Source organism: Bacillus piscicola, assembly GCF_022458745.1.
GTDB classification, from domain to species: Bacteria; Bacillota; Bacilli; order Bacillales; family Marinococcaceae; genus Alteribacillus_A; species Alteribacillus_A piscicola.
The window spans coordinates 55803-80336 of the sequence record NZ_JAJJJF010000005.1 but is presented as its reverse complement, the minus strand read 5'-3'; the positions used below and the strand labels follow the sequence as shown (position 1 = coordinate 80336).

The 24534-nt window shown below is 43.5% G+C and carries 25 protein-coding genes and 1 other annotated feature; of the genes, 3 read left to right on the top strand and 22 right to left on the bottom strand.

Annotation, left to right across the window (positions count from 1 at the left end; translation table 11 throughout):
* Positions 1-12 precede the first annotated feature (12 nt).
* The 11 genes from aspS to LOR49_RS10155 form a co-directional block, all read right to left on the bottom strand.
* Complete coding sequence (gene aspS, locus LOR49_RS10205; protein WP_240376473.1) at positions 13-1794, bottom strand: aspartate--tRNA ligase; 1782 nt, start codon at positions 1792-1794, stop codon at positions 13-15.
* The gene (gene hisS / locus LOR49_RS10200; protein WP_240376472.1) at positions 1791-3074 is read right to left on the bottom strand and encodes a histidine--tRNA ligase; all 1284 of its coding nucleotides are present in this window, start codon (positions 3072-3074) and stop codon (positions 1791-1793) included. Before hisS ends, aspS begins: the two co-directional genes overlap by 4 nt.
* A 53-nt stretch (positions 3075-3127) precedes the next feature.
* Positions 3128-3358: a binding site (T-box leader), on the bottom strand.
* A 52-nt stretch (positions 3359-3410) separates the two neighbouring features.
* A complete protein-coding gene (dtd, locus tag LOR49_RS10195) occupies positions 3411-3860 on the bottom strand; it encodes a D-aminoacyl-tRNA deacylase (protein ID WP_240376471.1) in 450 nt (149 codons plus the stop codon).
* Positions 3861-3885: 25 nt separating this feature from the next.
* Entirely contained in the window at positions 3886-6081 is a 2196-nt protein-coding gene (locus LOR49_RS10190; protein ID WP_240376470.1) for a RelA/SpoT family protein, read from the bottom strand.
* Between the two features lie 130 nt (positions 6082-6211).
* On the bottom strand, positions 6212-6727 hold the full coding sequence (locus tag LOR49_RS10185) for an adenine phosphoribosyltransferase (RefSeq protein ID WP_240376469.1): 516 nt from the start codon (positions 6725-6727) through the stop codon (positions 6212-6214).
* Positions 6717-9095, bottom strand: coding sequence for a single-stranded-DNA-specific exonuclease RecJ (gene recJ / locus LOR49_RS10180; RefSeq protein ID WP_240376468.1), 2379 nt, complete (start codon positions 9093-9095; stop codon positions 6717-6719). The genes LOR49_RS10185 and recJ overlap by 11 nt, the downstream gene beginning before the upstream one ends.
* 50 nt (positions 9096-9145) lie before the next feature.
* Positions 9146-9484 carry a LapA family protein gene (locus tag LOR49_RS10175; protein WP_240376467.1) on the bottom strand — a complete coding sequence of 113 codons (339 nt, stop codon included), beginning with the start codon at positions 9482-9484 and terminating at the stop codon, positions 9146-9148.
* Positions 9485-10393, bottom strand: coding sequence for a cation diffusion facilitator family transporter (locus LOR49_RS10170; RefSeq protein WP_240376657.1), 909 nt, complete (start codon positions 10391-10393; stop codon positions 9485-9487).
* Between the two features lie 135 nt (positions 10394-10528).
* Positions 10529-11479, bottom strand: coding sequence for a protein translocase subunit SecF (gene secF, locus LOR49_RS10165; RefSeq protein ID WP_240376466.1), 951 nt, complete (start codon positions 11477-11479; stop codon positions 10529-10531).
* Positions 11469-12770, bottom strand: coding sequence for a protein translocase subunit SecD (gene secD, locus LOR49_RS10160; protein WP_240376465.1), 1302 nt, complete (start codon positions 12768-12770; stop codon positions 11469-11471). Before secD ends, secF begins: the two co-directional genes overlap by 11 nt.
* 141 nt (positions 12771-12911) lie before the next feature.
* The gene (locus LOR49_RS10155; protein WP_240376464.1) at positions 12912-13232 is read right to left on the bottom strand and encodes a post-transcriptional regulator; all 321 of its coding nucleotides are present in this window, start codon (positions 13230-13232) and stop codon (positions 12912-12914) included.
* Positions 13233-13351: 119 nt separating this feature from the next.
* Here LOR49_RS10155 and spoVB point away from each other — a divergent pair, with 119 nt between their 5' ends.
* Positions 13352-14896, top strand: coding sequence for a stage V sporulation protein B (gene spoVB / locus LOR49_RS10150; protein ID WP_240376463.1), 1545 nt, complete (start codon positions 13352-13354; stop codon positions 14894-14896).
* A gap of 197 nt (positions 14897-15093) precedes the next feature.
* Here the strand turns inward: spoVB and LOR49_RS10145 are convergent, their stop codons facing one another.
* Entirely contained in the window at positions 15094-15738 is a 645-nt protein-coding gene (locus LOR49_RS10145; protein ID WP_240376462.1) for a DUF421 domain-containing protein, read from the bottom strand.
* A gap of 152 nt (positions 15739-15890) precedes the next feature.
* On the opposite strand from LOR49_RS10145, the gene LOR49_RS10140 reads away from it, so the two are divergent.
* Complete coding sequence (locus tag LOR49_RS10140; RefSeq protein ID WP_240376461.1) at positions 15891-16262, top strand: TIGR04086 family membrane protein; 372 nt, start codon at positions 15891-15893, stop codon at positions 16260-16262.
* 102 nt (positions 16263-16364) lie between these two features.
* Here the strand turns inward: LOR49_RS10140 and yajC are convergent, their stop codons facing one another.
* The 10 genes from yajC to safA all read right to left on the bottom strand — a co-directional run bounded on the left by yajC (position 16365) and on the right by safA (position 23791).
* On the bottom strand, positions 16365-16619 hold the full coding sequence (gene yajC, locus LOR49_RS10135) for a preprotein translocase subunit YajC (protein WP_240376460.1): 255 nt from the start codon (positions 16617-16619) through the stop codon (positions 16365-16367).
* A gap of 80 nt (positions 16620-16699) precedes the next feature.
* Positions 16700-17839 (bottom strand): tRNA guanosine(34) transglycosylase Tgt, encoded by a 1140-nt coding sequence (gene tgt / locus LOR49_RS10130; protein WP_240376459.1) that lies wholly within the window; start codon positions 17837-17839, stop codon positions 16700-16702.
* Positions 17827-18879 carry a tRNA preQ1(34) S-adenosylmethionine ribosyltransferase-isomerase QueA gene (queA, locus tag LOR49_RS10125; RefSeq protein ID WP_240376458.1) on the bottom strand — a complete coding sequence of 351 codons (1053 nt, stop codon included), beginning with the start codon at positions 18877-18879 and terminating at the stop codon, positions 17827-17829. Before queA ends, tgt begins: the two co-directional genes overlap by 13 nt.
* A gap of 35 nt (positions 18880-18914) precedes the next feature.
* Entirely contained in the window at positions 18915-19133 is a 219-nt protein-coding gene (locus tag LOR49_RS10120) for a DUF2905 domain-containing protein (RefSeq protein WP_240376457.1), read from the bottom strand.
* Entirely contained in the window at positions 19126-20130 is a 1005-nt protein-coding gene (gene ruvB, locus LOR49_RS10115; protein WP_240376456.1) for a Holliday junction branch migration DNA helicase RuvB, read from the bottom strand. Before ruvB ends, LOR49_RS10120 begins: the two co-directional genes overlap by 8 nt.
* Before the next feature lie 46 nt (positions 20131-20176).
* Positions 20177-20773, bottom strand: a complete 597-nt coding sequence (ruvA, locus tag LOR49_RS10110; RefSeq protein ID WP_240376455.1) for a Holliday junction branch migration protein RuvA — start codon at positions 20771-20773, stop codon at positions 20177-20179.
* A 108-nt stretch (positions 20774-20881) separates the two neighbouring features.
* Positions 20882-21169, bottom strand: a complete 288-nt coding sequence (locus tag LOR49_RS10105; RefSeq protein WP_240376454.1) for a BofC N-terminal domain-containing protein — start codon at positions 21167-21169, stop codon at positions 20882-20884.
* 85 nt (positions 21170-21254) lie between these two features.
* Positions 21255-22004 (bottom strand): YebC/PmpR family DNA-binding transcriptional regulator, encoded by a 750-nt coding sequence (locus tag LOR49_RS10100; RefSeq protein WP_240376453.1) that lies wholly within the window; start codon positions 22002-22004, stop codon positions 21255-21257.
* A 103-nt stretch (positions 22005-22107) separates the two neighbouring features.
* Positions 22108-22854, bottom strand: a complete 747-nt coding sequence (locus tag LOR49_RS10095; protein WP_240376452.1) for a YhcN/YlaJ family sporulation lipoprotein — start codon at positions 22852-22854, stop codon at positions 22108-22110.
* A 76-nt stretch (positions 22855-22930) separates the two neighbouring features.
* Positions 22931-23791, bottom strand: a complete 861-nt coding sequence (gene safA / locus LOR49_RS17495; protein WP_275899614.1) for a SafA/ExsA family spore coat assembly protein — start codon at positions 23789-23791, stop codon at positions 22931-22933.
* Between the two features lie 202 nt (positions 23792-23993).
* Here safA and LOR49_RS10085 point away from each other — a divergent pair, with 202 nt between their 5' ends.
* Entirely contained in the window at positions 23994-24533 is a 540-nt protein-coding gene (locus LOR49_RS10085; protein WP_240376451.1) for a transcription repressor NadR, read from the top strand.
* The last annotated feature ends 1 nt before the right edge of the window (position 24534 follow it).

Sequence of the window (24534 nt, the reverse complement as noted above, 5' to 3'; positions counted from 1 at the left end):
TCTGCGCTTTTTTTATTCTTCTTCCTCAGCAAAAGTGACAATTTCTAAATTTAATTCATCTAGCTGCTGTTCACTTACTTCCCCGGGAGCTCCAGTTAACGGATCGCTTGCACTCGCTGTTTTTGGAAACAGAATCGTATCACGAAGGTTATTTTTCCGCGCCAAGAGCATGATGAGACGATCTAGGCCGAGAGCAATCCCACCGTGAGGAGGTGTACCGTATTCAAAGGCATCCAAGAGAAAGCCAAATTGGTCCCGGGCTTCTTCAGCACTAAAACCAAGTGCTTTAAACATTTTTTCTTGGAGATCACGTTCATAAATACGCTGTGATCCTCCTCCGAGTTCATACCCGTTTAACACGAGGTCATACGCTTCTGCCCGAACCTCCTCCGGATGTTCCTCAAGCTTCTCGATATCCGCACGAACCGGGCTTGTGAATGGGTGATGCATGGCGGTGTACCGATTCTCGTCTTCGGCATATTCCATAAGTGGGAATTCCGTAACCCATAAGAAGTTGAAGGCCTTTTCGTCAATTAAGCCTAAATCCTTTCCGAATTTCAAGCGAAGTGCTCCCATAGCAGCATAGACAACGTCCTTTTTATCTGCTCCAAAGAACAATAAATCTCCCGCTTCCGCATCCAATGCTTCCCGAAGCTGCGCAGTTTCTTCTTCACTGAAAAACTTTGCAATGGGTCCTTTCAAGCTGTCTTCTTCCACTTTGAGCCATGCCAGTCCTTTAGCTCCGTAGACGGCGACAAAATCAGCAAGATCGTCGATTTCCTTTCGTGACATTTTGTCAGCAGTTCCTTTTACATTCAGGCCTTTTACGATGCCGCCTTTCTTTACGGCGTCTGCAAATACTTTAAAATCGCTGTTCTTCACAATGTCTGATAGTTCCACAAGCTCTAGCCCAAAACGAGTGTCCGGCTTATCAGAACCGTACCGATTCATCGCTTCTTCATACGTGAGTCGCGGGAACGGCGTCGTAATGTCCAATCCGTGTACTTCTTTCATAATGCGCTTCATCATCTCTTCCATTAACTGGAGAAAATCCTCTTTCTCCATAAATGATGTCTCAATATCGACCTGTGTAAATTCAGGCTGGCGATCCGCCCGTAAATCTTCATCACGGAAGCAGCGGACAATCTGGTAATAGCGCTCAAATCCGGAGACCATCAAGAGCTGTTTGAATAATTGAGGTGATTGGGGAAGCGCATAAAATTCGCCATGATGCACACGGCTTGGTACTAAATAGTCGCGGGCGCCTTCAGGTGTACTTTTTGTCAACATCGGCGTTTCCATATCTAAGAAATCATTCTCATCCAGGTAGTCACGTATTAATTTTGTTACACGATGGCGCAGCTTAAAGGTTTCTCTCATTTCGGGACGACGCAAATCTAGATAACGATACTTTAAACGCACATCCTCTGAAACGTCGGTTTCTCCGTCAACCTGAAACGGCAGTGGTTTAGAGCTGTTCAATATCGCAAGCTCGTCAACCTGTACTTCCACGGTACCGGTTGGGATTTTTTCGTTGTATGTCTCTTCATCGCGTTTAACGACGGTTCCTTTCACACTAAGTACATATTCACTCCGAACTTTGTCGGCAGTCTCAAATGCTTCTGGAGAGAACTCCGGATTAGCGACAACTTGCACAATTCCAGAGCGGTCACGAAGATCAATAAAGATAACTTGTCCCAAATCTCTTCTTGTTTGTGACCAACCCTTCAGTTCTACTTTTTGACCAATTAAAGCCTCGGATATGTCCCCACAGTAATGTGTTCGTCCTATCATTTTTTTTCGTCCTCCAGTTTGTTTTTCATGTAGCTGATAAAATCCTTAAGTGGTATTTCCTCTTGATTCCCTTCCGTCATCGACTTAACGGTAATCACTTCTTTTTCCAACTCGTCTTCTCCTAAAACTGCTGTATACAAAGCTCCTAAGCGATTGGCTGCTTTAAACTGACCTTTCATTTTTTTGGCCGTATAATCCTTATCACAAGTGATCCCGGCACGCCGCAACTCCGTCATTAACGCAACTGCCCGTTTGGAGGGTTCTTCCCCAACTGCTGCTATGTAACAATCTAATCCTTTGGAATCCGGCAGCGTTACTCCCTGGGTATCCAGTGCCATCAGCAGTCTTTCAATACTAAGGGCAAACCCGATACCAGGAGATTCGGGACCACCAATTTCTTCAACGAGGCCATTATAGCGTCCGCCTCCCATCAAGGTGGTAATCGCTCCAAATCCCTTACCTTCAATCATAATTTCGAAAGCAGTATTATTGTAGTAATCCAGGCCACGGACAAGCCCAGGATCAACTTCGTAAGCGATCCCCATTTCATCCAGTAGTTCCTTAACAGTCTTAAAATATTGCTGGGACTGCTCGTTTAAGTAATCGAGAATAGAAGGTGCTGTTTTCATCAGTGGATGCTCTTTATCTGTTTTACAATCTAAAATACGAAGCGGATTTGCTTCCAGCCGGTTCTTACAGTCATCGCAGAATTCATCAATCTGCGGACGAAAGTGCTTGATAAGCGCCTCTCGATGAGCGTGGCGGCTTGCACTGTCACCAAGGCTGTTTAACACAAGCTTGAGCCCATCTAAACCAAGCTCTTTATAAAAATCGACAGCAAGTGCGATTACTTCCGCATCTATCGCAGGGTCCGCACTCCCAATCGCTTCTACACCAAATTGTACAAATTGGCGCATGCGACCGGATTGCGGTCGCTCATAACGAAACATTGGGCCGATGTAGTAAAGTTTCTGCGGCTGGACAGCACTTCCGTAAAGTTTATTTTCCACATACGAACGGACCACCGCAGCTGTTCCTTCCGGCCGCAGTGTCAGGCTGCGCCCTCCGCGATCAGTAAATGTGTACATCTCTTTTTGAACAATATCTGTCGTATCACCCACTCCACGCTGAAACAGTTCGGTCTGTTCAAAAATGGGTGTGCGAATCTCTGCGTAGTTAAACCTGCGGCAAATATCATGAATTTTATCTTCAATGTATTGCCAACGCCGCGCGTCATCTGGCAAAATATCTTGCGTTCCTCTAGGTATCCGAATATCCATCACCTTGCTCCTTCCATCCTTTTTACCAAATAAAAAAACCATCGCTCGAATTAACGAGGGACGGAATTTAGCCGTGGTGCCACCCTTTTTGAAGCAATGATCATTCATTTACTTCCACTTTAAACAGTTAACGCCTGTTTACGTCCGCCCCTACTTACACTTTAGGGTTCGAAGCGGAGCCTCAAGAGTGTTTTTCAGCAGGAGGGTTAGGAAGCCGCTCTCAGCGCTTGCGGCTCTCTCTGTCCTATCCCAAATCTGCCTACTGTCTCCATCGATGGCCGTTCATCATTTTACTGATATTATCATACGAATCCTGCCAATGCTTGTCAAGCGGCATCAGCTTTTTGAAGGGCTGTCCAATATAAGAGTAACAGGACCGTCATTCGTGAGACTGATTTGCATATGCGCACCGAACACACCTGTTTCCACTTGTATACCCTTTTCTTTTAATATCGCATTAAAACGATCATATAAGTCAGTTGCCGCCTCCGGTTTAGCCGCATCCATGAAATTCGGCCGCCGGCCTTTTTTACAATCCCCGTATAATGTGAATTGAGAGATTGATAAAACACTCCCATGGATGTCAAGAAGAGAGCGATTTAATTTCTCATCGTCATCTTCAAAAATTCGTAAATGAATAATTTTTTCAGCCATCCACTCTACGTCTTTCTCCGTGTCTTCGTGAGTAAACCCAACTAAAACAACAAGTCCGTTTTCAATAGACCCAGTCACTTCTCCATCGACTGTGCATACACCTTGTGTTGCTCTCTGAATAACAGCCTTCATAAAACTACTATCCTTTCTGCTTCTCTTAATGAATACTCCGCTGCACCGAATAGATATCCGGCACCTTTCTTATTTTGTCTACCACTCTGTACAAGTGATCGATATTGTGGATCGTAATTGTCATATCTATAATGGCCATTTTATTTCGATCGGTTCTGCCACTGACTGCCGACACATTCGTTTTGCTTTCTGTTACCGCTTGGAGAACCTCGTTGAATAAGCCGCGACGGTCGTAGCCGGTTATTTCAATATCGACGTTATAGTTCTTTCTGTTTTCACCGTGCGCTTCCCATTCAACTGGGAGAAGCCTGTTTTCTGCTTCTTCGCGCTGTATATTCGGACAGTCCTCCCGGTGAATCGAGACCCCACGTCCCTTCGTAATAAATCCGACAATATCATCTCCTGGAACTGGGTTACAGCAGCGTGCCAAGCGGATAAGCAGGTTGTCGACTCCCTTTACTTTAACTCCAGTGTTTGTTTTACGTGGAGGTTCTTGGGTTTTTACATCTTTTACAGCATCTTTGACGAGTTTCTCCTCTTCCAGTTCCTTGTCAAAACGCCATTTGTCTGTAAGTCGTGTTACGATTTGCTTTGGACTGATACCTCCATAGCCAACGGCTGCAAACATATCCTCTTCCCCACTGAAACTAAACTTTTCAGCAGTTTCTTGCTTATTGTCATCCGTCATCACTACTTTGGGGTCGAAGTTTTGGAGTTTCAGCTCCTTTTCAACCATATCCCGGCCTTTGAGAATATTCTCTTCCCGGCGTTCCTTCTTGAAATATTGCTTAATTTTGTTTTTCGCGTGGGAACTTTGTGTCAGTTTCAGCCAGTCTTTGCTCGGTCCGTACGAGTGCTTGGAAGTAAGAATTTCAACAATATCGCCTGTTCTTACTTGATGATCAAGAGGAACCATTTTATTATTTACTTTTGCTCCAATCGTCCGGTTGCCAATCTCAGTATGAATGCGATAAGCAAAGTCAATCGGCACCGATCCCCTTGGTAGTTCAATAACATCGCCTTTCGGTGTGAAGACAAACACCATATCTGAAAAAAGATCTATTTTCAGCAGTTCCATAAACTCTTGGGCATCGCTTGCATCATTTTGCCATTCAATAATCTCACGAAACCACGTCAGCTTATCTTCCAGTGACTTTTTACGACTTGCACTTTTCCCTTCCTTATAAGCCCAATGGGCCGCCACCCCGAACTCTGCAATCCGGTGCATCTCTTCAGAACGAATCTGTACTTCCAGCGGTTCACCTTTAGGACCGATAACCGTCGTATGAAGTGATTGGTACATGTTCGCTTTCGGCATAGCAATGTAGTCTTTAAAACGACCTGGCATCGGCTTCCAGCACGTATGAATGACACCGAGCACCGCGTAACAATCTTTTATGCTTTTTACGATAATGCGTACTGCTAATAAATCATAAATTTCATTAAATTGTTTTTTTCGCTTGACCATCTTCCGGTAAATACTGTAAATGTGCTTCGGGCGCCCATAAATATCTAACGGTTCAATGTTAATATCAGCCATGCTTTTCTTAATATCTTCGATGACTTCTTCAATATACTTTTCCCGTTCTGCACGCTTTTGCTTCATTAAGTTAACAATCCGGTAATACTGCTGTGGGTCCATGTAACGAAGAGCTGTATCTTCTAATTCCCATTTGATCTTTGAGATACCGAGCCGGTGAGCAAGAGGGGCAAAAATTTCCAAGGTTTCATTTGATATTCTACGTTGTTTTTCAGGTGGAAGGAATTTTAACGTCCGCATATTGTGCAGGCGATCTGCTAATTTGATTAAGATTACGCGAATATCCTTAGCCATCGCGACTACCATTTTTCGATGGTTCTCAGCCTGCTGTTCCTCTTTTGATTTATACTTGATTTTTTTCAGTTTCGTGACACCATCAACAAGCATCGCAACTTCTTTGTTGAAGTTATCTTCAATTTCTTGAACAGTTACCTCTGTATCTTCCACCACGTCGTGAAGAAATCCCGCTGCCACTGTATCCGGATCCATCTCCAGATCTACAAGTATTCCCGCAACTTGAATAGGATGCAAGATATACGGTTCGCCAGATTTTCGATATTGACCCTCATGAGCTTCTTCTGCAAAAGTATAAGCACGCTCTATAAAAGCGACGCCTTCATCTGACATATAGTTTCCTGCTTTTTCTAACACTTCCTCGATGGTCATCAAATCACCTTGCATACCTTTCTATTGTACATATTTCTATATATTATCTTTAAGTTTGCGGGCGCTGTAAAGTCAAAAGAAATTTGTCGAATAACATAGAAAAAGGAAAGCGCCTATGGAACAGGCGCTACTGCTTAGATGTATATCACTCAAATGGAATTAGTGAGAATATATCATACTCATCAAGACCTTTGCGGCCATTCAAATAGAGGAGTTCAATTAAAAAAGCAAGCCCAGCCACTTCTCCGCCTAATTGCTTAACGAGATTAACGGTCGCTTTGATTGTGCCGCCAGTCGCAAGCAAATCATCGGTTATCAGCACTTTTTGACCGGGTTTGATCGCATCTTTGTGGATAGATAGGCTGTCTTTTCCGTATTCTAAGCCATAATCTTCATCAACTGTCTCTCTAGGAAGCTTTCCCTTTTTACGTACAGGCACAAATCCCTTCCCAAGTGCATATGCAATCGGACAGCCAACAACGAAACCACGGGCTTCAGGTCCAACAACGATATCGATGTCCTGTTTAGCTGCGAATGATGTCATGTCATCTATTGCTTGTTTATACACTTCCCCATTTTGCATTAATGTTGTAATATCTTTAAACTTAACCCCGTCCTGCGGATAATTGTTAATCACCGTTATGTGGTCTTTATAATCCATTTCCTACCTTCTCCTTCATTCGATTTTCCCGGGACTTTTTTGATACAAAGGGAGTCATGATTTGTTTTAGCTGGCTGTACGTGGAGTATAGTAGTGCCTCTTCTGCTTGTTTTTGGTTGAGATGCTTTTGGTAACTAGGTGCTTCGGTTAAGTCTTTCTTTAACGGGGACTGATTGACAGTAACGATGTTATCTTTTATAGTAACAAACTCTAATTCAAAAAACACTTTTGTCATCAATTGAACGACGGACGGGTGCCATCCTTTTCGACGTGCCAGTTCGTTGCCCAATTCTTTAATATTAAATGCCTCTCGCTTTTTCAAAAAAGCATAATACCACTTGAACTCATCCCTCGTAGGAGTCGGCTGAAAATATACTTGGTTCTCCTCCTCAAAAAAGACATGAATTCTTTCAAGTTCCGTAAGAGTAGTCAGCGCTTTTTTCAGCGCTTCCAGGGAAGGCGGCATATCCACGATAACCAGCTGGTTTATGACCGGCAGTTGTTCTTTCGCGTATTCCTCATTTTCAAACAACAATACCGGAGCTGTTACGTCATCTTTCAGCCGGTCACAAGTACTTTTTTTGAAAGCAAGCACCGCTGTCGATGTATCGGGAAGTTGATGAATATAAGCTTTTAAATCTTTCTGCTGCCTTTGATCATAAAGCTGCCACTCCCTTACCTCTACATCCTTTAAAAATAATTGTGGCTTTCGAAAACCATTCCACTCATTAATGGCAAGTTCCCCGATAACAGAAGCAGTGGTGCGCTCCGTTAAATGATCATCTAAGTAACCTAAGTGAAAGCCGACACAGTCCAGACGTGTGGTTTGACTCTCCCATTCTGCCTTAAAGTGATTTTTTTCACTGCCAATTTTACGTTTAGAAGCAAGTTCTACATTCTCTATTAAGAAAATCGGCTTCGGGTTACCGACACCGAATGGCGCCAGATTCTTCATTTCCTCTAAAGCTTGCAACGTTGCATCTTGGATAGGAATCGCCATATCAATTTTTGTTACAGGGACTAATGCTTTTTCATCCAGGACCGTTTCAGCTTGTTGCTGAAGTCTTTGTCTTAGCAATTCAATATCCGCTGCTTTCATTGTAAGACCTGCAGCCATTTGGTGTCCGCCAAAACGGGGTAGAATGTCTCTATTTTCGGAGAGTTGCTCATACATATTGAAACCTTCAATACTGCGTGCAGATCCTTTTGCCTCGCCACTTTCGCTGTCTATCGCCAGCACAATAACAGGCCGGTAAAATTTCTCAGTCAGCCTTGATGCTGCAATCCCAATTACCCCTGGGTTCCAACCTTCTTTTCCAACAACGATTACTTTCGTTTCATCGTCCGAAAAGATTTTGTTCACTTCATCAATGGCCTCCGTTGTAATCTCATTTACAACTTTTTGGCGTTTTTTGTTATAGTCATCAATCACCTGAACCCATTCTCGTGCCTCTGCCGCCGTTTCAGCAGTCAATAAATGAACGGCTGGATCTGCACTATCCATTCGGCCGGCTGCGTTTATACGGGGGCCGATCGAAAATCCGACGTGCTCTTCATTCACCTCTTCGCCTTCAATCCCGCAACATTCTTTAAGAGCCCTTACCCCTGGTTTCGAAGAATGCGTTAACAACTTTAAACCCTCTTTGACAAGGATCCGGTTTTCATCTACGAGCGGGACTAGGTCGCTTACGGTACCAATCGTATAGAGATCAAGCAAATGTTCCGGAAAAAAACCAAGCAACGCGTGAGCCACTTTAAGAGCTACTCCGGCACCTGCGAGCTCCTTAAACGGATATGGGCATTGGGGCTTTTTAGGATTGATAATGGAGAAAGCAGCTGGCAGCGCAGGAGGGGGTTCATGGTGGTCCGTAACAATCACGTCAAGCCCCATCTCATTAGCCGCTTCTATTTCTGCTACAGCTGCAATCCCAGTATCAACAGTGATCACTAAAGAAGCGCCCTCTTCTTTTGCCAGCTGCAAAGCAGGTATATTCGGGCCATATCCTTCTGTAAAACGGTTCGGTATGTACCAGCCGAATTCAGCTTCCAATTCTTTCAATAGGTTGATCATAATTGCTGTGCTCGAGACCCCATCTGCGTCGTAATCGCCAAAAATCAATATTTTCTCCTTGTTAGTTAAAGCTTGTTTTATTCTATGTACAGCAAGCTCCATCCCATCAAGAAGAAAAGGATCGTGCATTTTGTTTTTATCTGTCTGTAGAAATTCTTTAGCGGTTTGGATATCCCGATACCCTCGGTTCCAAAGAAGTTTTGCCGTTATCGAAGAAAGGGACAGCTCGTTTTGCAGCTGTTCGTGACCGGATAATGATCCATCCAGCCGTTCCCAATTCGTTTTTGCTCGTAACATACTAACACCCCTGACCCACTTATTATACTAGAGGGGTTCAGGGGTTACAATCAGGAAGGTGAATGATTATCGTGAGTATCTGTTGAACGCTCTTGCTGTGATTGCGGGTTGCCAACCGTTCTCTCTTTCTCGCTGTCAGCAGACTGGACAGCTTCAGCCTGTTTTTTCCACTGTCTTACTTCCCGTTTCAAACGGTATGTTCTTACCATTCCAAAAGATCCTACAATAACGGCTCCCATCACGACTGAGCCGAGTATAACGAGAATCAACGGCCACTCTGCTGTGCCGAACAAATAATTAACCGTCACTGCATCTACATTAATAACTGCAAATATCGCGATAATAAGAGCAGCAATTAGTCCGAGGATCCAAGAGGCCTGACTTGTCATTTACTTCCTCCCCCCCTCGTTATATGGGTTAATATGAACAAATACATCTTTTACACCCGGCTCCTTTAACAACTGTTCTTTTACTTCTTTGCCGATGGCGTGCCCCTCTTCTACTGTAATTAGAGGGTCAACAGCGACCTTTATATCCACAATCACATAATAACCGTGCTCTCTGGCTAAAAACTCATCAATTTGAACGACACCCGCCACAGCACTTGCGATTTCTCTCATCTCTACCGTATCTTCTGGATGGAGCACATGATCAAGCGCATTATGGATCGATTCACCCCCTAACTTCCATGCCATTCTCATTACTAATATCGATACAAATATTCCAGCTGCTAAATCCCCGTATAAGAGCCAGGAAATATTCATTTCTTTTCCCAATAGCGAGGCGCCAATTCCAAGCAAGGCCGCAAAAGATGAAAACACATCAGAACGGTGATGCCAGGCATCTGTCAAAAGTGCTTCACTTTTATACTTTTTACCCAATCTGTATTTAAAACGAAACATTCCTTCTTTCATTACAATTGAAAACAACACAGCATATAACGCTGTCATCTTCGGGACAAGAACAGGTTCCCGGACATCTTTTATTGCACTCCAGCCAATTTCAAAGCCGACAATAAATAATAGAACGGCCACAATAATCGCGGTTACTGTTTCGGCCTTACCATGGCCGTATGGATGATCCCTATCTGGGGGGATTTTAGCTGCCCGAACACCAATTAAAACAGCTACAGATCCGATCATATCTGATGCGGAATGGATGGCATCAGCAATTAATGCCCGGCTGTCAGCAAGGAGGCCGACGATTAATTTAAGCACCGCCAGAAAAACATTGCCAAGTATGCCAACAACCGCCCCGAGTCTCACCATTTTATATCGGGTCTGTTCTTCCTTCTCCATTGTTTTCTCCACCCATTTTTCCCTCCCAAAATAAAAGAGCCTGTTTTCTCCGTACGACTAGTTTTTGTAGTTAGCTCAAAGTTAATCTACAATCCGTAGTTGTTCTGGAGAAAATCAGACCCTGCTTTCACGATCTTATACCTCTGGTTCCAGTTCTTCTGGATCTTTCTTCTTTGGTTTTTTACGCGAGCGTTCCATACTTTTCCACTTCCAAACGACCCATAATTGTGCCGCCAAGAACATTGAAGAGTACGTTCCGGCTATCAAACCAACAAGTAATGCAAAAGAAAACGACCGAATTGCTTCACCGCCAAGGAAAAAGAGGGCAGCTGCCGCAAACACAACAGTTAAAACCGTATTGATAGAGCGTGTTAACGTTTGATTCAAACTAAGGTCGACGACACGAGCGAGATCATCAAATGTCTTGATCCTTTCTGCGAATCGTAAGTTCTCCCTTATTCGGTCAAAAGTAACAATGGTATCATTAATGGAGTACCCGACAATCGTCAGCACAGCCGCTATAAAAGGAATGTTAACTTCAAATTGCACGATTGAAAAGACAGCAATAATGAAGAACGCATCGTGTAAAAGCGCTACGATTGCCGCTACACCATACAAAAATTGGAAGCGAATCGTCACGTAAATGATAATGCCGATTGAAGCAATTAAAACGGAAACGAGGGCGTTTTTAGCAAGCTCCTGGCCGACTTGTGGAGAAACTGTACTAACGCTGGGCTCTTTGCCATATTTCTCATTAAAGTATGTTTGTATCTCTGCTATTTCATCTTTTGTAAGCGTACCGATAAAAGTAGCAGAAGCCATATTGCGATTTTCACCGGCAAGTGTCACATCGTCTGGTACATACCCTTTACCAGCTTCTTCAAACTGATTGTACACTGCCTCTTCCGTTAATGGTTCGTCCGCTAAAATATCCACTCTAGATCCGCTTTCAAAGTCAATTCCAAGATTAAGACCAACCGTTGCCAGCAATATAATACCTGCCAGAACGCCAACAAGCGAAATCAGAAAAAATTTAGTACGGTGTTTAACGAAGTGAAAAAAACGTTTTTCTTTATTAGAGCTCACTGATTTCACTCTCCTTCACACCAAAAACCCCAGGCTTTTTGTTAAAGACTCGGCTCTTCACCCACAAGCCCAGTAGCAGCCGGGATCCGTACACTGCCGTTAAAAAGCTCGTTAAAATGCTGACGATCAGCATAACAGCGAATCCTTGTATCGAGCTTGTTCCATAATAAAATAGGACACCAGCAGCCAAAATGGTTGTCACATTCGCATCTAAAATCGTTGACAGCGAACGTCGCGTTCCTGATTTAAAAGCAGACATAATGGTTTTACCCGCTTTTATTTCTTCCTTAATCCGTTCATACGTAATAATATTGGCATCTACTGCCATCCCGACTCCAAGTATTAAGGCAGCAATTCCAGGGAGTGTCAGCACGCCTTCCATCCAATAAAAAATAACGAGCACAAGATAGATATATACGCTTAGCGTAATGGCGGCGATCAGTCCCATAAACCGGTAATAAATAAGCATATACAAGAAAACAATCGCGATTCCTACGAAGCCGGCGAATATCGTCTTTTCCATCGCATCTTCCCCGAGTGAGGCACCGACTGCGTTAGAATACACTTCTTGGAGCTCAACAGGCAGCGAACCAGAGTTCAGCACTTCTGCCAAAAACTCTGCTTCTTGAATATCAAAATTCCCTTCTATTTGGATGTTCTTATGGTATAACGGCTTGTTTACCATTGGTGCAGACAAATATTTAGGGTCCTCTTTTTGCGATTCTTCCGCAAATGAGTCTCCTTCTTCATAATCAAGCCAGATGACTAAGCGATTATTCGGATAAGAATAGTCTTCGATAATGTCCTTTGTAACTTTCCCAAACTTATCGGCATCTTTTAATGTGACAGTCACCACTGGCTGATTCGATTTATCAAAGCCGACGCTTGCCCCATTCTCTTCCAGCGCTTCACCTGACAGACGTTCCTTGTCATCCACATCGCGAAAACTAAGATCGGCTTCTGTCGCTAACAGATCACGCGCCGTCTGTTGATCTTCAACACCCGCGAGTTGTACGCGGATACGATTTTCGCCTTCAATACTAATATTTGGTTCTGAAACGCCTAACACGTTGACTCGCTGATTCAGGGCACTTACCGTCGCCTGCATCGTTTCATCGGTGATTTTTTTGCCGTCCTCCGCTGGTTCCACTTCATAAAGAATTTCAAAGCCGCCTTGCAGATCTAAACCTAAGTTTATTCCTTTAGCAACATTCATAACAGTTGGGGACATGATGCCGCCCAAAATAAGTAAGACAATAAAAAAAATAAAGATCCTTGATTTTTTCACCATTACTGGTTCATCCTCCCTCGGCCGCCCCGATATAGAAAATCATGCGTGCGCGGGCTGGGTGTTCCATTTAACCATACTCGTCCATCTATGTAATCCATTCGGGGGGAAAGCAACATATCAATTATACTGACGTGTTCAATTTCATGTCAAATGTCGTTTGTTTGACACGTGGGCGTCTATCTCACCGATCAAATGATCTAACGTACTGCTGTCAGAATAGTGGCTCTCCTGGTAGGACTGAACAGTAATCCGGGTCATAAATTCACTTAAACGCAGACTTAGAATGGTATTAATAAGGGCGTGAAGACGGACAGGTTCACCCCGTTTATGAAGTTTCTCCAGTACGCAGAGCCAGATTTCCTCTTTGGTTGCCTGTGTATATCCCAAAAGCCGGAATTCCTCCCATTTACTTACTAACGCCGGTTCTGCATCTGCTTTCCACACTTCAAATTGCTGTGTCATTACTATACCCTCCTTTTCGTTCAAAAAAAGACATGCTTGTCTCCCGTCCTTGCATATACATCTTGGTAAGACTCGTTCTATGTTTTTTATGAGAATAGGACAAAGGCAGGCGACCATGCATGAGCAAACAAACATTTATACAAGGAACGATCATATTAATCGTTGCAGGACTGATTACTCGTGTTCTAGGATTTGTTAATCGAATCATTACTGCAAAAATACTAGGCGCAGAAGGAGTAGGCCTGTATATGATGGCTTTTCCTGCCCTTCTACTCATTATTACCTTAACACAAATGGGACTTCCTGTTGCGATTTCTAAGCTGATTGCAGAAGCAGAACTGAATCAGGACAGGACTAAGATGAAACGAGTGTTAGTTGTATCGCTTTCTGTGACTGGCATCCTTAGTATTTTGTTCACTTTACTATTGCTCGGATGTGCTCCTATTTTTGCTACTTTCTTTTTGACAGACAGCCGTGCCCTTTACCCGTTAATAGCCATTACACCCATCATTCCAATTGTAGCAGTTTCCGCTGTTCTGAAAGGATACTTTCAAGGACGGCAAAATATGAAACCGACAGCTTCCGCCCAGGTGATCGAACAAGTTGTACGGATTTCTCTCGTCGCGCTTTGTACAAACTTTCTTATGCCCTACGGACTGGAGTATGCTTCCGCCGGTGCTATGCTTGCCAGCGTCGCTGGAGAAGGTGCCTCTCTTTTATATTTAGTTAAAAGCTTCAAACAAAACAAACCTATCAAAGTTCGCAGCCATTTTCTAAAGTCTTTGCAAAAAGGACGGGAAACGTTTTCTGACTTGATGGCTATTGCCCTGCCCGCTACAGGCAGCCGCCTAATCGGATCCATCTCTTTATTCTTTGAACCGATCATTATTTCACAAAGCTTAGCTCTTGCAGGTATTACAACGGCGGCAGCTACTGCTCAGTACGGAGAGTTAACGGGTTTTGTTATTCCTATTTTGTTTTTGCCTACTTTCATTACGTATTCTTTCTCCGTTTCCCTGGTGCCTGCCGTGAGCGAGGCCGCTGCAAATAATAACTTTACAGCGATCCAGCACCGGATACGGCAAACAATCAGAACGGCGCTTCTTGCAGGGGTCTTCTCCTCAATCTTTTTATATACCTTTGCTGAATTAGTAATGAATGTTATGTATGATGCCCCTCACACGGCTTACTATCTTAAAATTTTAGCCCCATTCAGTATTTTTCTATATATACAAGGTCCTCTACAAGCTGTTTTGCAAGGGTTAGATCTTGCACGATCAGCGATGGTTAACACATTAATAGGTGCGATCATTAAATTGGCCGCGTTATTCGTCTTAACGTCTCAGCCTGAACTAGGAATTAAAGGGGCGACGCTTGCCATTGCCATTAATATGGTGCTGGTAACCTTACTGCATATTCACGTTGTCTCCAAAGCTTGCGGGTTTGTAATTGAAGGGCGTTTTTGCTTATTTGTCATTGGATCAGGACTCCTTTCCGTAACAGGAGCCCACTTTTTTAACCAGTACTTCTTAGCAGAATTCACCGTAATCATTCACGCACTTTCGGCAGTTACTATTTCCATTGCCGCGTACTCACTCTTCTTATTTACACTTGGTATTCTAAAATGGAACCAGCTAAAACAGCTGATCCCAAAAATATTTTAATGATCAAATTTAACTTCTCAAGCGTATGGTAAGGAAACAACCTAAGTTCGCGAGCGTCTATCGCAACGGTTGCATGACCTGCATCCTGCAGGCCTGAGGCGGGGGCCATGCCCGCGGCAAAGAAGACACAGTGAGAGCAAGTGAAAGCGTCCGCCTGCAGTGGAAATCAACTGTTCTATACTATGAAACGAACTGATTTACTCGTCGTGAAGATCAATGTAAAGAACCCCGTCTCCATGGAGAGCGCAATAAGAAATGTCGTGGATGTGCATAATTCCTGCTTTGCGTAATTCGCGCCGCAGCCACAGCTCGTCTTTTTTCGCTTTTTGTAAGTGATCAGCTTGAACTTTGCCATCGATAATTAAAGGGAGTGGAAAAAATGTCTGTTCTCCCTCCTCTTTTTCAAAAACAGACAGATCCCCAGAAGGTTCAAGAACGGCAAATTCGACATCCGAAATGTCCTTCACGTTCTGCTGGCGGATTTGGGTTAACAAATCATCAAAATTGTAACGTTGCTTTTTCATTGCTTTTTCATCGATTTGACCATTTTTTATTAAAAAAGTAGGTTTCCCGTCTAGCAAATGACGTACACGTTCACTCTTTAATGACAAAAAGGCGAGCGTTACTTGAATCATTAACAAAATTACGATTGGGATAACCGTTTTAATAAGCGGCTCTTTTGTGTCTTCAATAGAAATAACAGCAAGCTCCGCAAACATAATCGATACGACAAAATCAAGAACTGAAATATCCCCTATCTCCCTCTTCCCCATCATTCGCAGTGTAAGCAGGAGAAAGAAATAGATGATCACTGTACGGAAAGCAATCGTCACAATATCCACATTTACACCCACTTTAAATCCTTACGTCTCTTGTTAGTATGTCTGTCCCGTGGTGAACTATGTATAGCGACGTATCATAGATTGTTCTTGGACAAAACTAGTCTAAATAGTCGTTTTCTTCCATATAGTTAGAAGTAAAAGGAGGGGAGAAGGTGCAGGGAACAGGGCGTTTATACAGTATTGGCAGTGGGATGATCGTGACGATTGGAATGTTAATTGGTTTCAGCCTCATATTTTCGCTTCTGCTTCGATTTACTTCTGTCTCAGAAAGCTCCATCGAATGGCTATTGTGGGCAGCAGCGTTTCTGAGCTTCACCATCGGCGGAATTACTGCCGGAGCTCGCGCCAAGGAGAAAGGCCTGTTAGTTGGTACGTTAACAGCCGCGTGTGTATGCCTCTTAGTAATCCTGTATCAGTACCTTGGCTTTGACAGTACGGTTAGCAGTGTTCAAGGTTTATTTTTTGCCGGCTTTCTAGCTGTCTCCGCCATCGGAGCTGCAATCGGAGTTAATGCTGCTAGCTAAAACAGTACAAGCACCAAAAAAGAGACTGGCATCCTTTCGTTTCGATTCCTTGTAAAAGGATCAAATCGAGTACAGGGTGCCAGTCTCTTTTATGTAAGAAAATTAGTCTTCATTTACTACTTCACGCACCGAATTGCGATCAAAGGTAAGTTTTTGTGATGTACCTGTATCAATCACAATTTTATCTTCATCAATTGCATCAATCTTTCCATGCAGACCGCCAATCGTTACGATTCGATCACCTTTTTGCAAATTAGAGTGCATTTCACGCACTTGCTTTTGTCGCTTTTGCTGAGGTCGTATCAGCAAAAAATAGAAAATAGCAAACATAAGCACGAGCATAATAATCGCTTCCATTCTCACCCCTCCTTTCACGGTTTACCTGTCACAACCAGAGTTTACCTGCTGTAACGTATAGTACCACAGACGCATTAAAGTTAGAAATTTTTCGCATCTGCCTTATTAAAACCGTACTGTTCAAAAAAAGCTTCGCGAAAGTCCAGCAGTCTGTCCTCTTTGATTGCTTCACGAACCCTTTCCATTAATTTTAACAGGAAATATAAATTATGGTAAGAAGTTAATCGAAAACCGAATGTTTCGTTACACTTTACAAGATGACGGATATAGGCTCTTGAATAGTTCTTACATGTATAACAATCACATTCTTCATCAAGCGGCCGAAAATCGCGGGCAAACTTAGCATTGCGGACTACGAGACGTCCTTCACTCGTCATACAAGTTCCATTTCTGGCAATACGTGTAGGTAGTACACAGTCAAACATATCAATTCCTCGTATCGCTCCGTCAATTAGCGAGTCGGCCGATCCTACCCCCATTAAATAGCGTGGTTTATCAGCAGGCAAGAGTGGCGTCGTAAATTCGAGAACACGGTTCATCACTTCTTTCGGCTCTCCGACAGATAGTCCACCGATTGCGTAACCCGGGAAATCCAGCGCAGTTAAATCACGAGCGGACTGCTTGCGAAGTGCTTCGTATTCTCCGCCTTGCACGATACCAAACAAACCTTGGTCTTCCGGACGACCGTGCGCCTCCAGACAGCGTTCTGCCCAGCGTGTTGTCCTTTCCACGGAGTCTTGCATATAGGTTTCCTCGGCCGGGTAAGGCGGGCATTCGTCAAACGCCATCATAATATCAGATCCAAGAGCATTTTGAATAGCCATTGCTTTTTCCGGCGAAAGAAATAGCTTCTCTCCACTGATATGATTGCGGAAGTGAACACCTTCCTCCTTGATATCACGCAGCTTACTTAGACTGAATACTTGGAATCCGCCAGAATCAGTCAGAATAGGTTTGTCCCAGTTCATAAAGGCATGTAGACCGCCGGCTTCTCTGACAATATCCTCTCCCGGCCGCAGCCATAAGTGATAGGTATTGCTCAATATAATCTGAGCAGCCATTTGATTTAACTCTTCCGGGCTTAACGTTTTTACTGTAGCAAGCGTTCCTACAGGCATAAAGATCGGAGTTTCAATCGTGCCGTGGGGAGTATGCACTCTTCCCAGTCTCGCGCCCGATTGTTTACACGTTTTGATCAATTCATAGGTCACTGCTGCCATTTCTTGTGACTTCCTTTCATAATAAGCATTGCATCCCCGAAACTAAAAAAGCGATATTCCTTTTTAACTGCTTCTTCATAGGCGGATAATAAGAACTCTTTCCCTGCAAGAGCGCTGACAAGCATAACTAACGTTGACTTTGGAAGGTGAAAATTAGTTAAAAGTGCATCCAAGCCTTGAAAAGTGAAACCTGGATAAATAAAAATATCGGTCCATCCTGATTCTTTTGTAAAAATCCCCTTGCCGTCACGGGCTGCTGTTTCGAGAGTACGCGCAGAGGTTGTACCGACCGCGACGATTTTTTTTCCGGTTCGTCTTGTATTGTTTAGTATTTCTGCGGTCTCTTGGCTTATTTGGAAATATTCTTCATGCATGTGATGTTCTTGTACCGTCTCGGCAGATACAGGGCGAAACGTACCCAAACCGACATGAAGCGTTATGTAAGCCACCTGAACCCCTTTTTGGCGGATCTGATCGAGTAGTTCATCTGTGAAATGTAACCCGGCCGTCGGGGCAGCTGCTGAACCGTCGTGCTTGGCATAAACGGTCTGGTAACGATCTTTTTCCGCAAGCTTTTCTTTAATATAAGGAGGTAAAGGCATTTCCCCCAATTGCTCTAAAATTTCCAAAAAGACACCCTCATAATAAAATTTCAGGACTCTGCCTCCATGGTCGAGCACCTTTATGCACTCTGCGGTCAGTTTCCCGTCTCCGAACGACAAAGTAGTACCGGCCTTTACACGTTTTGCTGGTTTCACCAGCGTCTCCCATGTGTCATTTTTCTCTTGATTTAAAAGCAATACTTCAACTTGACCGCCAGTTTCTTTTGCACCGAATAAGCGGGCCGGCAGCACCTTCGTATCGTTTAGAACAAGGCAGTCACCTGCTTCCAGATAATCAAGCAACGCAGGAAACATTTCATGTTGAAGCTGCTTCACGTCTGGATCAAGCACTAGCATCCGGGATGCATCCCGTTTTTTCAATGGTGTCTGTGCAATAAGTTCGTTTGGTAAAATAAAATCAAAATCGTCTACATTCATGCTGTAATCCTCACCTTTTTATCTACTGCGGTCATTTAGCGGAAGCGGCCAATAATATAAAAAACAATAGAAAGAACCACACTTATTACAATTGATGTCATGATCGGAAAATAAAACGTCGTGTTCTCTTTCTTTATGATAATATCTCCCGGCAAGCGTCCTACCGGAATAAATTTTCCGCCAATTTGCCAGATTACTCCTATCAATAGCAATGCCGCCCCAATCCCGATAAGAACCTTAGGAATATCAGCCATGATCCGGCACCTCCAAATGCAAGTGCTCATACACTTGATTCGTAACGATTCGGCCGCGTGGGGTGCGCACGATAAACCCGATCTGCATTAAGTATGGTTCATACACATCTTCAATTGTATTTGCCTCTTCACCGATAGCAGCAGCCACTGTTTCCAACCCGACAGGACCGCCTTTGAATTTTTCAATAATAGTTAAAAGCAGCTTATGATCAATCTCATCTAAACCAAGATGATCAACTTGCAGCTTGTCTAAAGCGGTTTCTGCCATTTCAAGAGATACTATTTCACTGCCTGCGACTTGAGCAAAGTCACGAACTCGTCTTAACAAACGGTTCGCAATTCGAGGTGTGCCTCGAGAGCGCTTCGCCAGTTCATTTGCTGCTTCTTCGTCTACAGCAACTTGCAAAAGCTCTCCGCTTCTCCTTACAATTTTAGCGAGCTCACTTTTGTTATAATACTCCAGGCGAGAATGTACACCAAAGCGATCCCTTAACGGAGAAGACAGCATTCCCGCCCGTGTAGTAGCACCTACTAATGTAAATGGCGGAAGGTCGAGGCGGACAGAACGTGCTGTCGACTCTTTACCGATGACAATATCAATACAGAAGTCTTCCATAGCTGGATACAGCACCTCTTCTACCGTTCGCGGCAGACGATGGATTTCATCAATAAACAAGACATCTCCAGGTTCAAGCGCTGTTAAAATCGCCGCCAAGTCTCCCGGCCGTTCTACAGCTGGTCCAGCGGTAGTTCGAATATTCACGCCCATTTCATTTGCAATAATCATAGCGAGCGTCGTTTTCCCTAAGCCCGGAGGTCCGTGTAAGAGAACATGATCCAGGCACTCTTCTCTTAACTTAGCTGCTTGAATAAAAACCGCAAGATTTTCCTTTACTTTCCCCTGTCCAATATACTCTGAAAAATCGATGGGTCTTATTCCGCTTTCCGTGCTCTCGTCTGTTGCATCTGCTTCTTGAGAGACAATTCGTTCCTCCATGAATGATCACCACCCGCTCGATTCAATCTAGTAAAGACAAAAAAATTTAAGATAACATGAGCTGTAATGCTTTTTTCACATATTCATCTGCGCTTATAAGGTCATCTTGAATTTTCGGTTTCACTTTCTTGATTTCTTTTTCTCCATAACCTAAGGCACGCAACGCCTCCAAAGCCTCTTCAAGTGCCTGATTCTCTTCTCCGTTTTCAGGCTGCGGGCCATCAGGAAGAGATGGGTCTTTAATTATACCATGGAGCTTTCCTTTTAAATCCAAAATCATTTGACGGGCTGTTTTTTTGCCGACTCCGGGGAACTTTGTCAAAAATTTCTCATTTTCATCTTCTATTGCCTGCATGACCTGAAGAGGAGCACCGGCAGCTAAAATCGCAAGCGCTCCTTTAGGACCGATTCCTGACACCTGCAGCAACTGCTCGAACAAGCTTCTTTCTTCACGCGACGGGAACCCATATAACCGGATCGCATCTTCTTTTACATACTGATATGTATAGATCGTGACCTCTTTCTCGTCCTCCGTAAAAACAAAAGGGTTTGCACAGTGAACCAAAAAACCGACGTTGTTCACTTTCAATGTTACCGTTTCTTTCTCTGTATGGACAATACTTCCCCTAATAAATTCAAACAAAGCGGTTATCTCCTTTTCTCATGAACACCTGCATGGAACAAGCTATGCTCCGAAACACGAACGTGCTTTCCTTCATCATAGCAAATGTTGGCCCCCGAGAAAACTAAATTACTGTTTTTCATAAGATTTTCTAAAGATAATCCGCTGCTCGTTTTGATCGACTAACTCCCAATCCTTGTAGGCATTCCAGAAATCTTCAACCGCCCAAACTGTTTGTCGTTTGGTTTCTCGAATGATAGATCCATCTGCCTGTTCCCTTTCCAAAATAATATCATATTGGGCAGGAGAACCAGGTACCTCCTTTTCGGTGTTCCCTTTCCCTTCCAAACCCATATCAAAAGACAACAACAATCCCATTATTAAAAACACTGCGATTACTCTCCCTTTTGCACCCATTCTACAACCTCTCCTTCCTAAAAAATAAAAACCCTTTTTTATAGAAATTTTATCCATAAAAAAAGGTTTTTATTCAAAGGAGCTACTACGTAAACTGATTAAGCTGGCTGTCACTTATTTCAAAATTATGATAAACATGCTGAACGTCATCATTATCTTCCAGTTTCTCTACAAGGTGAACCATTTGTTCCGCCTGTTCATCTGCCAATTCGGCCTTTGTTTCAGGTATCATGGTCACTTCTGCATTTACAAAGTGACAGCCCTGTTTTTCAAGCTCCATTTTTACTTCCTCAAAGTTTTCCGGAGCTGTTTGGATATAAAAGGCATGTTCATCCGCTTCGACATCTTCAGCACCGGCCTCAATCGCATCTAACATGATGTCATCTACGTTTATATCTGTGCTTCGCTCCATAATGAGCTGACCTTTTCTTGTAAATAAAAAAGCGACACAGCCGTTCTCCCCCAGGTTCCCCCCATTTCGACTAAAGGCGTGGCGAATTTCCGCAGCTGTGCGGTTCTTATTATCTGTTAAAGCCTTCACCATAACAGCAGCTCCTCCCGGCCCGTACCCTTCATAGGTCATTTCTTCATATTGAATATTATCTGTACTGCCTGCTGCTTTCTTAATTGTTCTGTCGATATTATCACTTGGTATATTTTCCGCACGGGCTTTTGCAAGTGCCATACGAAGTCTTAAGTTCACAGCCGGATCCGTTCCGCCGCTCCGGACAGCAGCATAAATCTCTTTAGACAATTTTGTGAATATCTTTGCTTTTTTTGCGTCCTGACTTTCTTTCCGACGCTTAATATTATTCCATTTGGAGTGTCCTGCCATTGTTCCATCCTCCTCTTTTTTAAATATAGCACAAAAAAAAGCAATTAGAAAAGCGTTTTATAGAGGAGTGACTCCTCTATAAAACGCCGTTAAACCAAATCATTTAGCTATTTTTAAAAGGCTGGCGGGCAGCGTCGCCCAAATCTTTAATCATTGCATCAATGGTATCGCCTACTTCATTCATGCCTGTTCCATTTTGTAAATCATTGCCCACTTGCTCGATATTACCGAACTGTTCCTCGTCTGTCGTTACATACACTTCAACATTGTCATTGTCCATGGCGGATTTTACCTTTTTCTCGACTTTGTTTGTTAAATCGTTGTGATTTCTGTCGTCTTCGTACGTATCAATGCCGACGATTACGTCTTGATCACGAACGATTACTTTAGCGTCGTCTACACCTTTAATGTTTTCTACGCTATTTTCTATTTTTCGTGCATTGTCTAGACCTTCCCCTTGCATATTCCCATTTCCTCGGTCATTGGTTGCCATCCCGTTGTCTCTTCCATCCAGATTACGGGCATGTCCCCCTTCACGGAGATCGGTTACACCGCTTCCGTTACCAATTTCACGTTGATTCGTGTTGTAAGCACGCATGCGGTTATTATTACGACCTGGCCGATCCCGGTCATCAATAGTCATCATGTCGGTTACTGGACCTTCACCACGATAATTCCGATCATAATTTGTTGTGTTTCGAGTGCCAAAATTATTCACATTTTGATCATCGGTATACCGAGTTGGAGCTGCCCCCATCTCATTATCATTACCATTATCCCCAGCACCACAGCCTGCCAATCCACCAGCAATCACCGTAAATGCCGTCATCGTCATCGCAAATTTTTTCATTTGAAAACCTCCTTTCACCATATATCATGACTCAAGGAGGCTTTTTTTAAGCTGTTATTTGCAGGTAAGAAAGGAGCTATTTTTCTTCATTTTCTCTTTTATATCCACTTGACCATGGAGAGTATACATTCATGTTGGGGCTGTATGGGCCTGGCTGCATGCCAGGATAGAAAGCATTTTCTTCGGCATATGGCGGTGAATAACCATATGAATGTGACGGCGAATCAGGCGGGGAGATAGCATGCTCAGAAACTGGCGGAACTGGAGGCATCGGCATCATTTCGTTACAACCTCCCGGCTGCGGATAATGGCTCATCGGCTGTGCTGGCATCATGGGATATGGATATGGGTAAGGATGCATATGTTGCGGCAGGCCGCATGAGCATCCTGGCATAATCGGCGTCACCGGGACAAAATGATGACAGGCATTTGGCGGCATCATATAAGGCATAGGCGGTGCAGGAGCATACCCATGTTCTGAAATATGCTCAGGCATTGCCGGTGGTTCAGGTAATTTCACTTCTTTGTAGTTATATTCAGGCTGCTTTTCCTCTTTTTTCTTCGGCTCTTCGTAATGAGGCGCTGTTTTTGGCGGAGTAGGTGGATATGGTTTGTAAATGTTTGTATTTATGTTTACGTTTTGTTCCTGAGAACTGGACGGCACCTTAGGCATATGCGGAACAGGCTGATACATAGGTGGAACTTTCGGGTGATGTTCTTCTTTTTGTTCTTTTGGTACCTTGGGAACAGGCATCTCTTTTTTCGCCTCTTTTTTTACAGGCACCCCTTTTGCGGGAACTTTTATTTTCATTCCCGGCATTATCTTATCTGGATCAGCTAGATGTGTGTTCGCTTTTTTCAATTCCTCGAAGCCAACATTATATTGTTGAGCAAGCTTCCAAAGAGTATCCCCTTTTTGTACAATATGAATCTGCATATTTCTTCCTCCTTTGAATAATGTTTGCAACCGGGAAGAGAAGCGTGTACTGTTTCGCTTCTTTTTATCCGTTCCCACTGTCTACCGCAAGCATATGCACGCAACCATTCATATATGACTGACCAGAGTAAACGAAACTGTTCAACCACGCTGTATTCATGTACTATATAAGGATAGATCAAAGGGTAATGGAGGTAATTCGTTGGACAAGTCAGGAAAGATTCCCGGAAAAAAACGAAGAGAGCTTATTGTAGAATGGCTCTTAAACGAAGGAGGGCCGCTCACGGGGAGCGAACTGGCCGCAAGAACAAGTGTTAGCAGACAGGTAATCGTTCAAGATATTTCACTTTTAAAAGCGAAAGATTATCCGATTCTCGCCACTTCACAAGGTTATATTTTCATTCAGGAGCAGCCTGCTCAAACGATACGAAAACAGATTGCCTGTTTTCATTCAGCAGAACTATCTGTAACAGAGGAGGAGTTGAATATCATCGTTGATCACGGGGCAAAAGTGATTGACGTATCAATCGAACACCCGCTATACGGGGATTTAACGGCATCATTGTTAATCCAAAGCCGCCGTGACGTTCAGCTATTTATTAATAGTTTGAGGAAAACGAGTGCTCCACTTTTATCAGAATTAACGGATGGTACTCATCTGCATACAATTGAAGCACCTTCAGACGATGTTATTCAAGAAGTGGAAGAAGCACTGGCTGAGAAAGGGTTCTTGCTTACTTAAG

Coding starts and splice junctions, on each gene's coding strand:
- ruvB (WP_240376456.1), bottom strand. CDS start 20,130: ATGGAGGAACGAATTGTCTCTCAAGAAGCAGATGCAACAGACGAGAGC.
- yajC (WP_240376460.1), bottom strand. CDS start 16,619: ATGGAAGCGATTATTATGCTCGTGCTTATGTTTGCTATTTTCTATTTT.
- recJ (WP_240376468.1), bottom strand. CDS start 9,095: ATGTTACGAGCAAAAACGAATTGGGAACGGCTGGATGGATCATTATCC.
- secD (WP_240376465.1), bottom strand. CDS start 12,770: ATGGTGAAAAAATCAAGGATCTTTATTTTTTTTATTGTCTTACTTATT.
- LOR49_RS10185 (WP_240376469.1), bottom strand. CDS start 6,727: ATGGATTATAAAGACCACATAACGGTGATTAACAATTATCCGCAGGAC.
- LOR49_RS10155 (WP_240376464.1), bottom strand. CDS start 13,232: ATGACACAGCAATTTGAAGTGTGGAAAGCAGATGCAGAACCGGCGTTA.
- hisS (WP_240376472.1), bottom strand. CDS start 3,074: ATGGATATTCGGATACCTAGAGGAACGCAAGATATTTTGCCAGATGAC.
- safA (WP_275899614.1), bottom strand. CDS start 23,791: ATGCAGATTCATATTGTACAAAAAGGGGATACTCTTTGGAAGCTTGCT.
- aspS (WP_240376473.1), bottom strand. CDS start 1,794: ATGATAGGACGAACACATTACTGTGGGGACATATCCGAGGCTTTAATT.
- tgt (WP_240376459.1), bottom strand. CDS start 17,839: ATGGCAGCAGTGACCTATGAATTGATCAAAACGTGTAAACAATCGGGC.
- LOR49_RS10120 (WP_240376457.1), bottom strand. CDS start 19,133: ATGGCTGATATTCCTAAGGTTCTTATCGGGATTGGGGCGGCATTGCTA.
- LOR49_RS10175 (WP_240376467.1), bottom strand. CDS start 9,484: ATGACAAGTCAGGCCTCTTGGATCCTCGGACTAATTGCTGCTCTTATT.
- LOR49_RS10105 (WP_240376454.1), bottom strand. CDS start 21,169: ATGGGTGCAAAAGGGAGAGTAATCGCAGTGTTTTTAATAATGGGATTG.
- LOR49_RS10170 (WP_240376657.1), bottom strand. CDS start 10,393: ATGGAGAAGGAAGAACAGACCCGATATAAAATGGTGAGACTCGGGGCG.
- dtd (WP_240376471.1), bottom strand. CDS start 3,860: ATGAAGGCTGTTATTCAGAGAGCAACACAAGGTGTATGCACAGTCGAT.
- queA (WP_240376458.1), bottom strand. CDS start 18,879: ATGAATGTAGACGATTTTGATTTTATTTTACCAAACGAACTTATTGCA.
- LOR49_RS10100 (WP_240376453.1), bottom strand. CDS start 22,004: ATGGCAGGACACTCCAAATGGAATAATATTAAGCGTCGGAAAGAAAGT.
- LOR49_RS10190 (WP_240376470.1), bottom strand. CDS start 6,081: ATGCAAGGTGATTTGATGACCATCGAGGAAGTGTTAGAAAAAGCAGGA.
- spoVB (WP_240376463.1), top strand. CDS start 13,352: ATGAGCAAACAAACATTTATACAAGGAACGATCATATTAATCGTTGCA.
- LOR49_RS10095 (WP_240376452.1), bottom strand. CDS start 22,854: ATGAAAAAATTTGCGATGACGATGACGGCATTTACGGTGATTGCTGGT.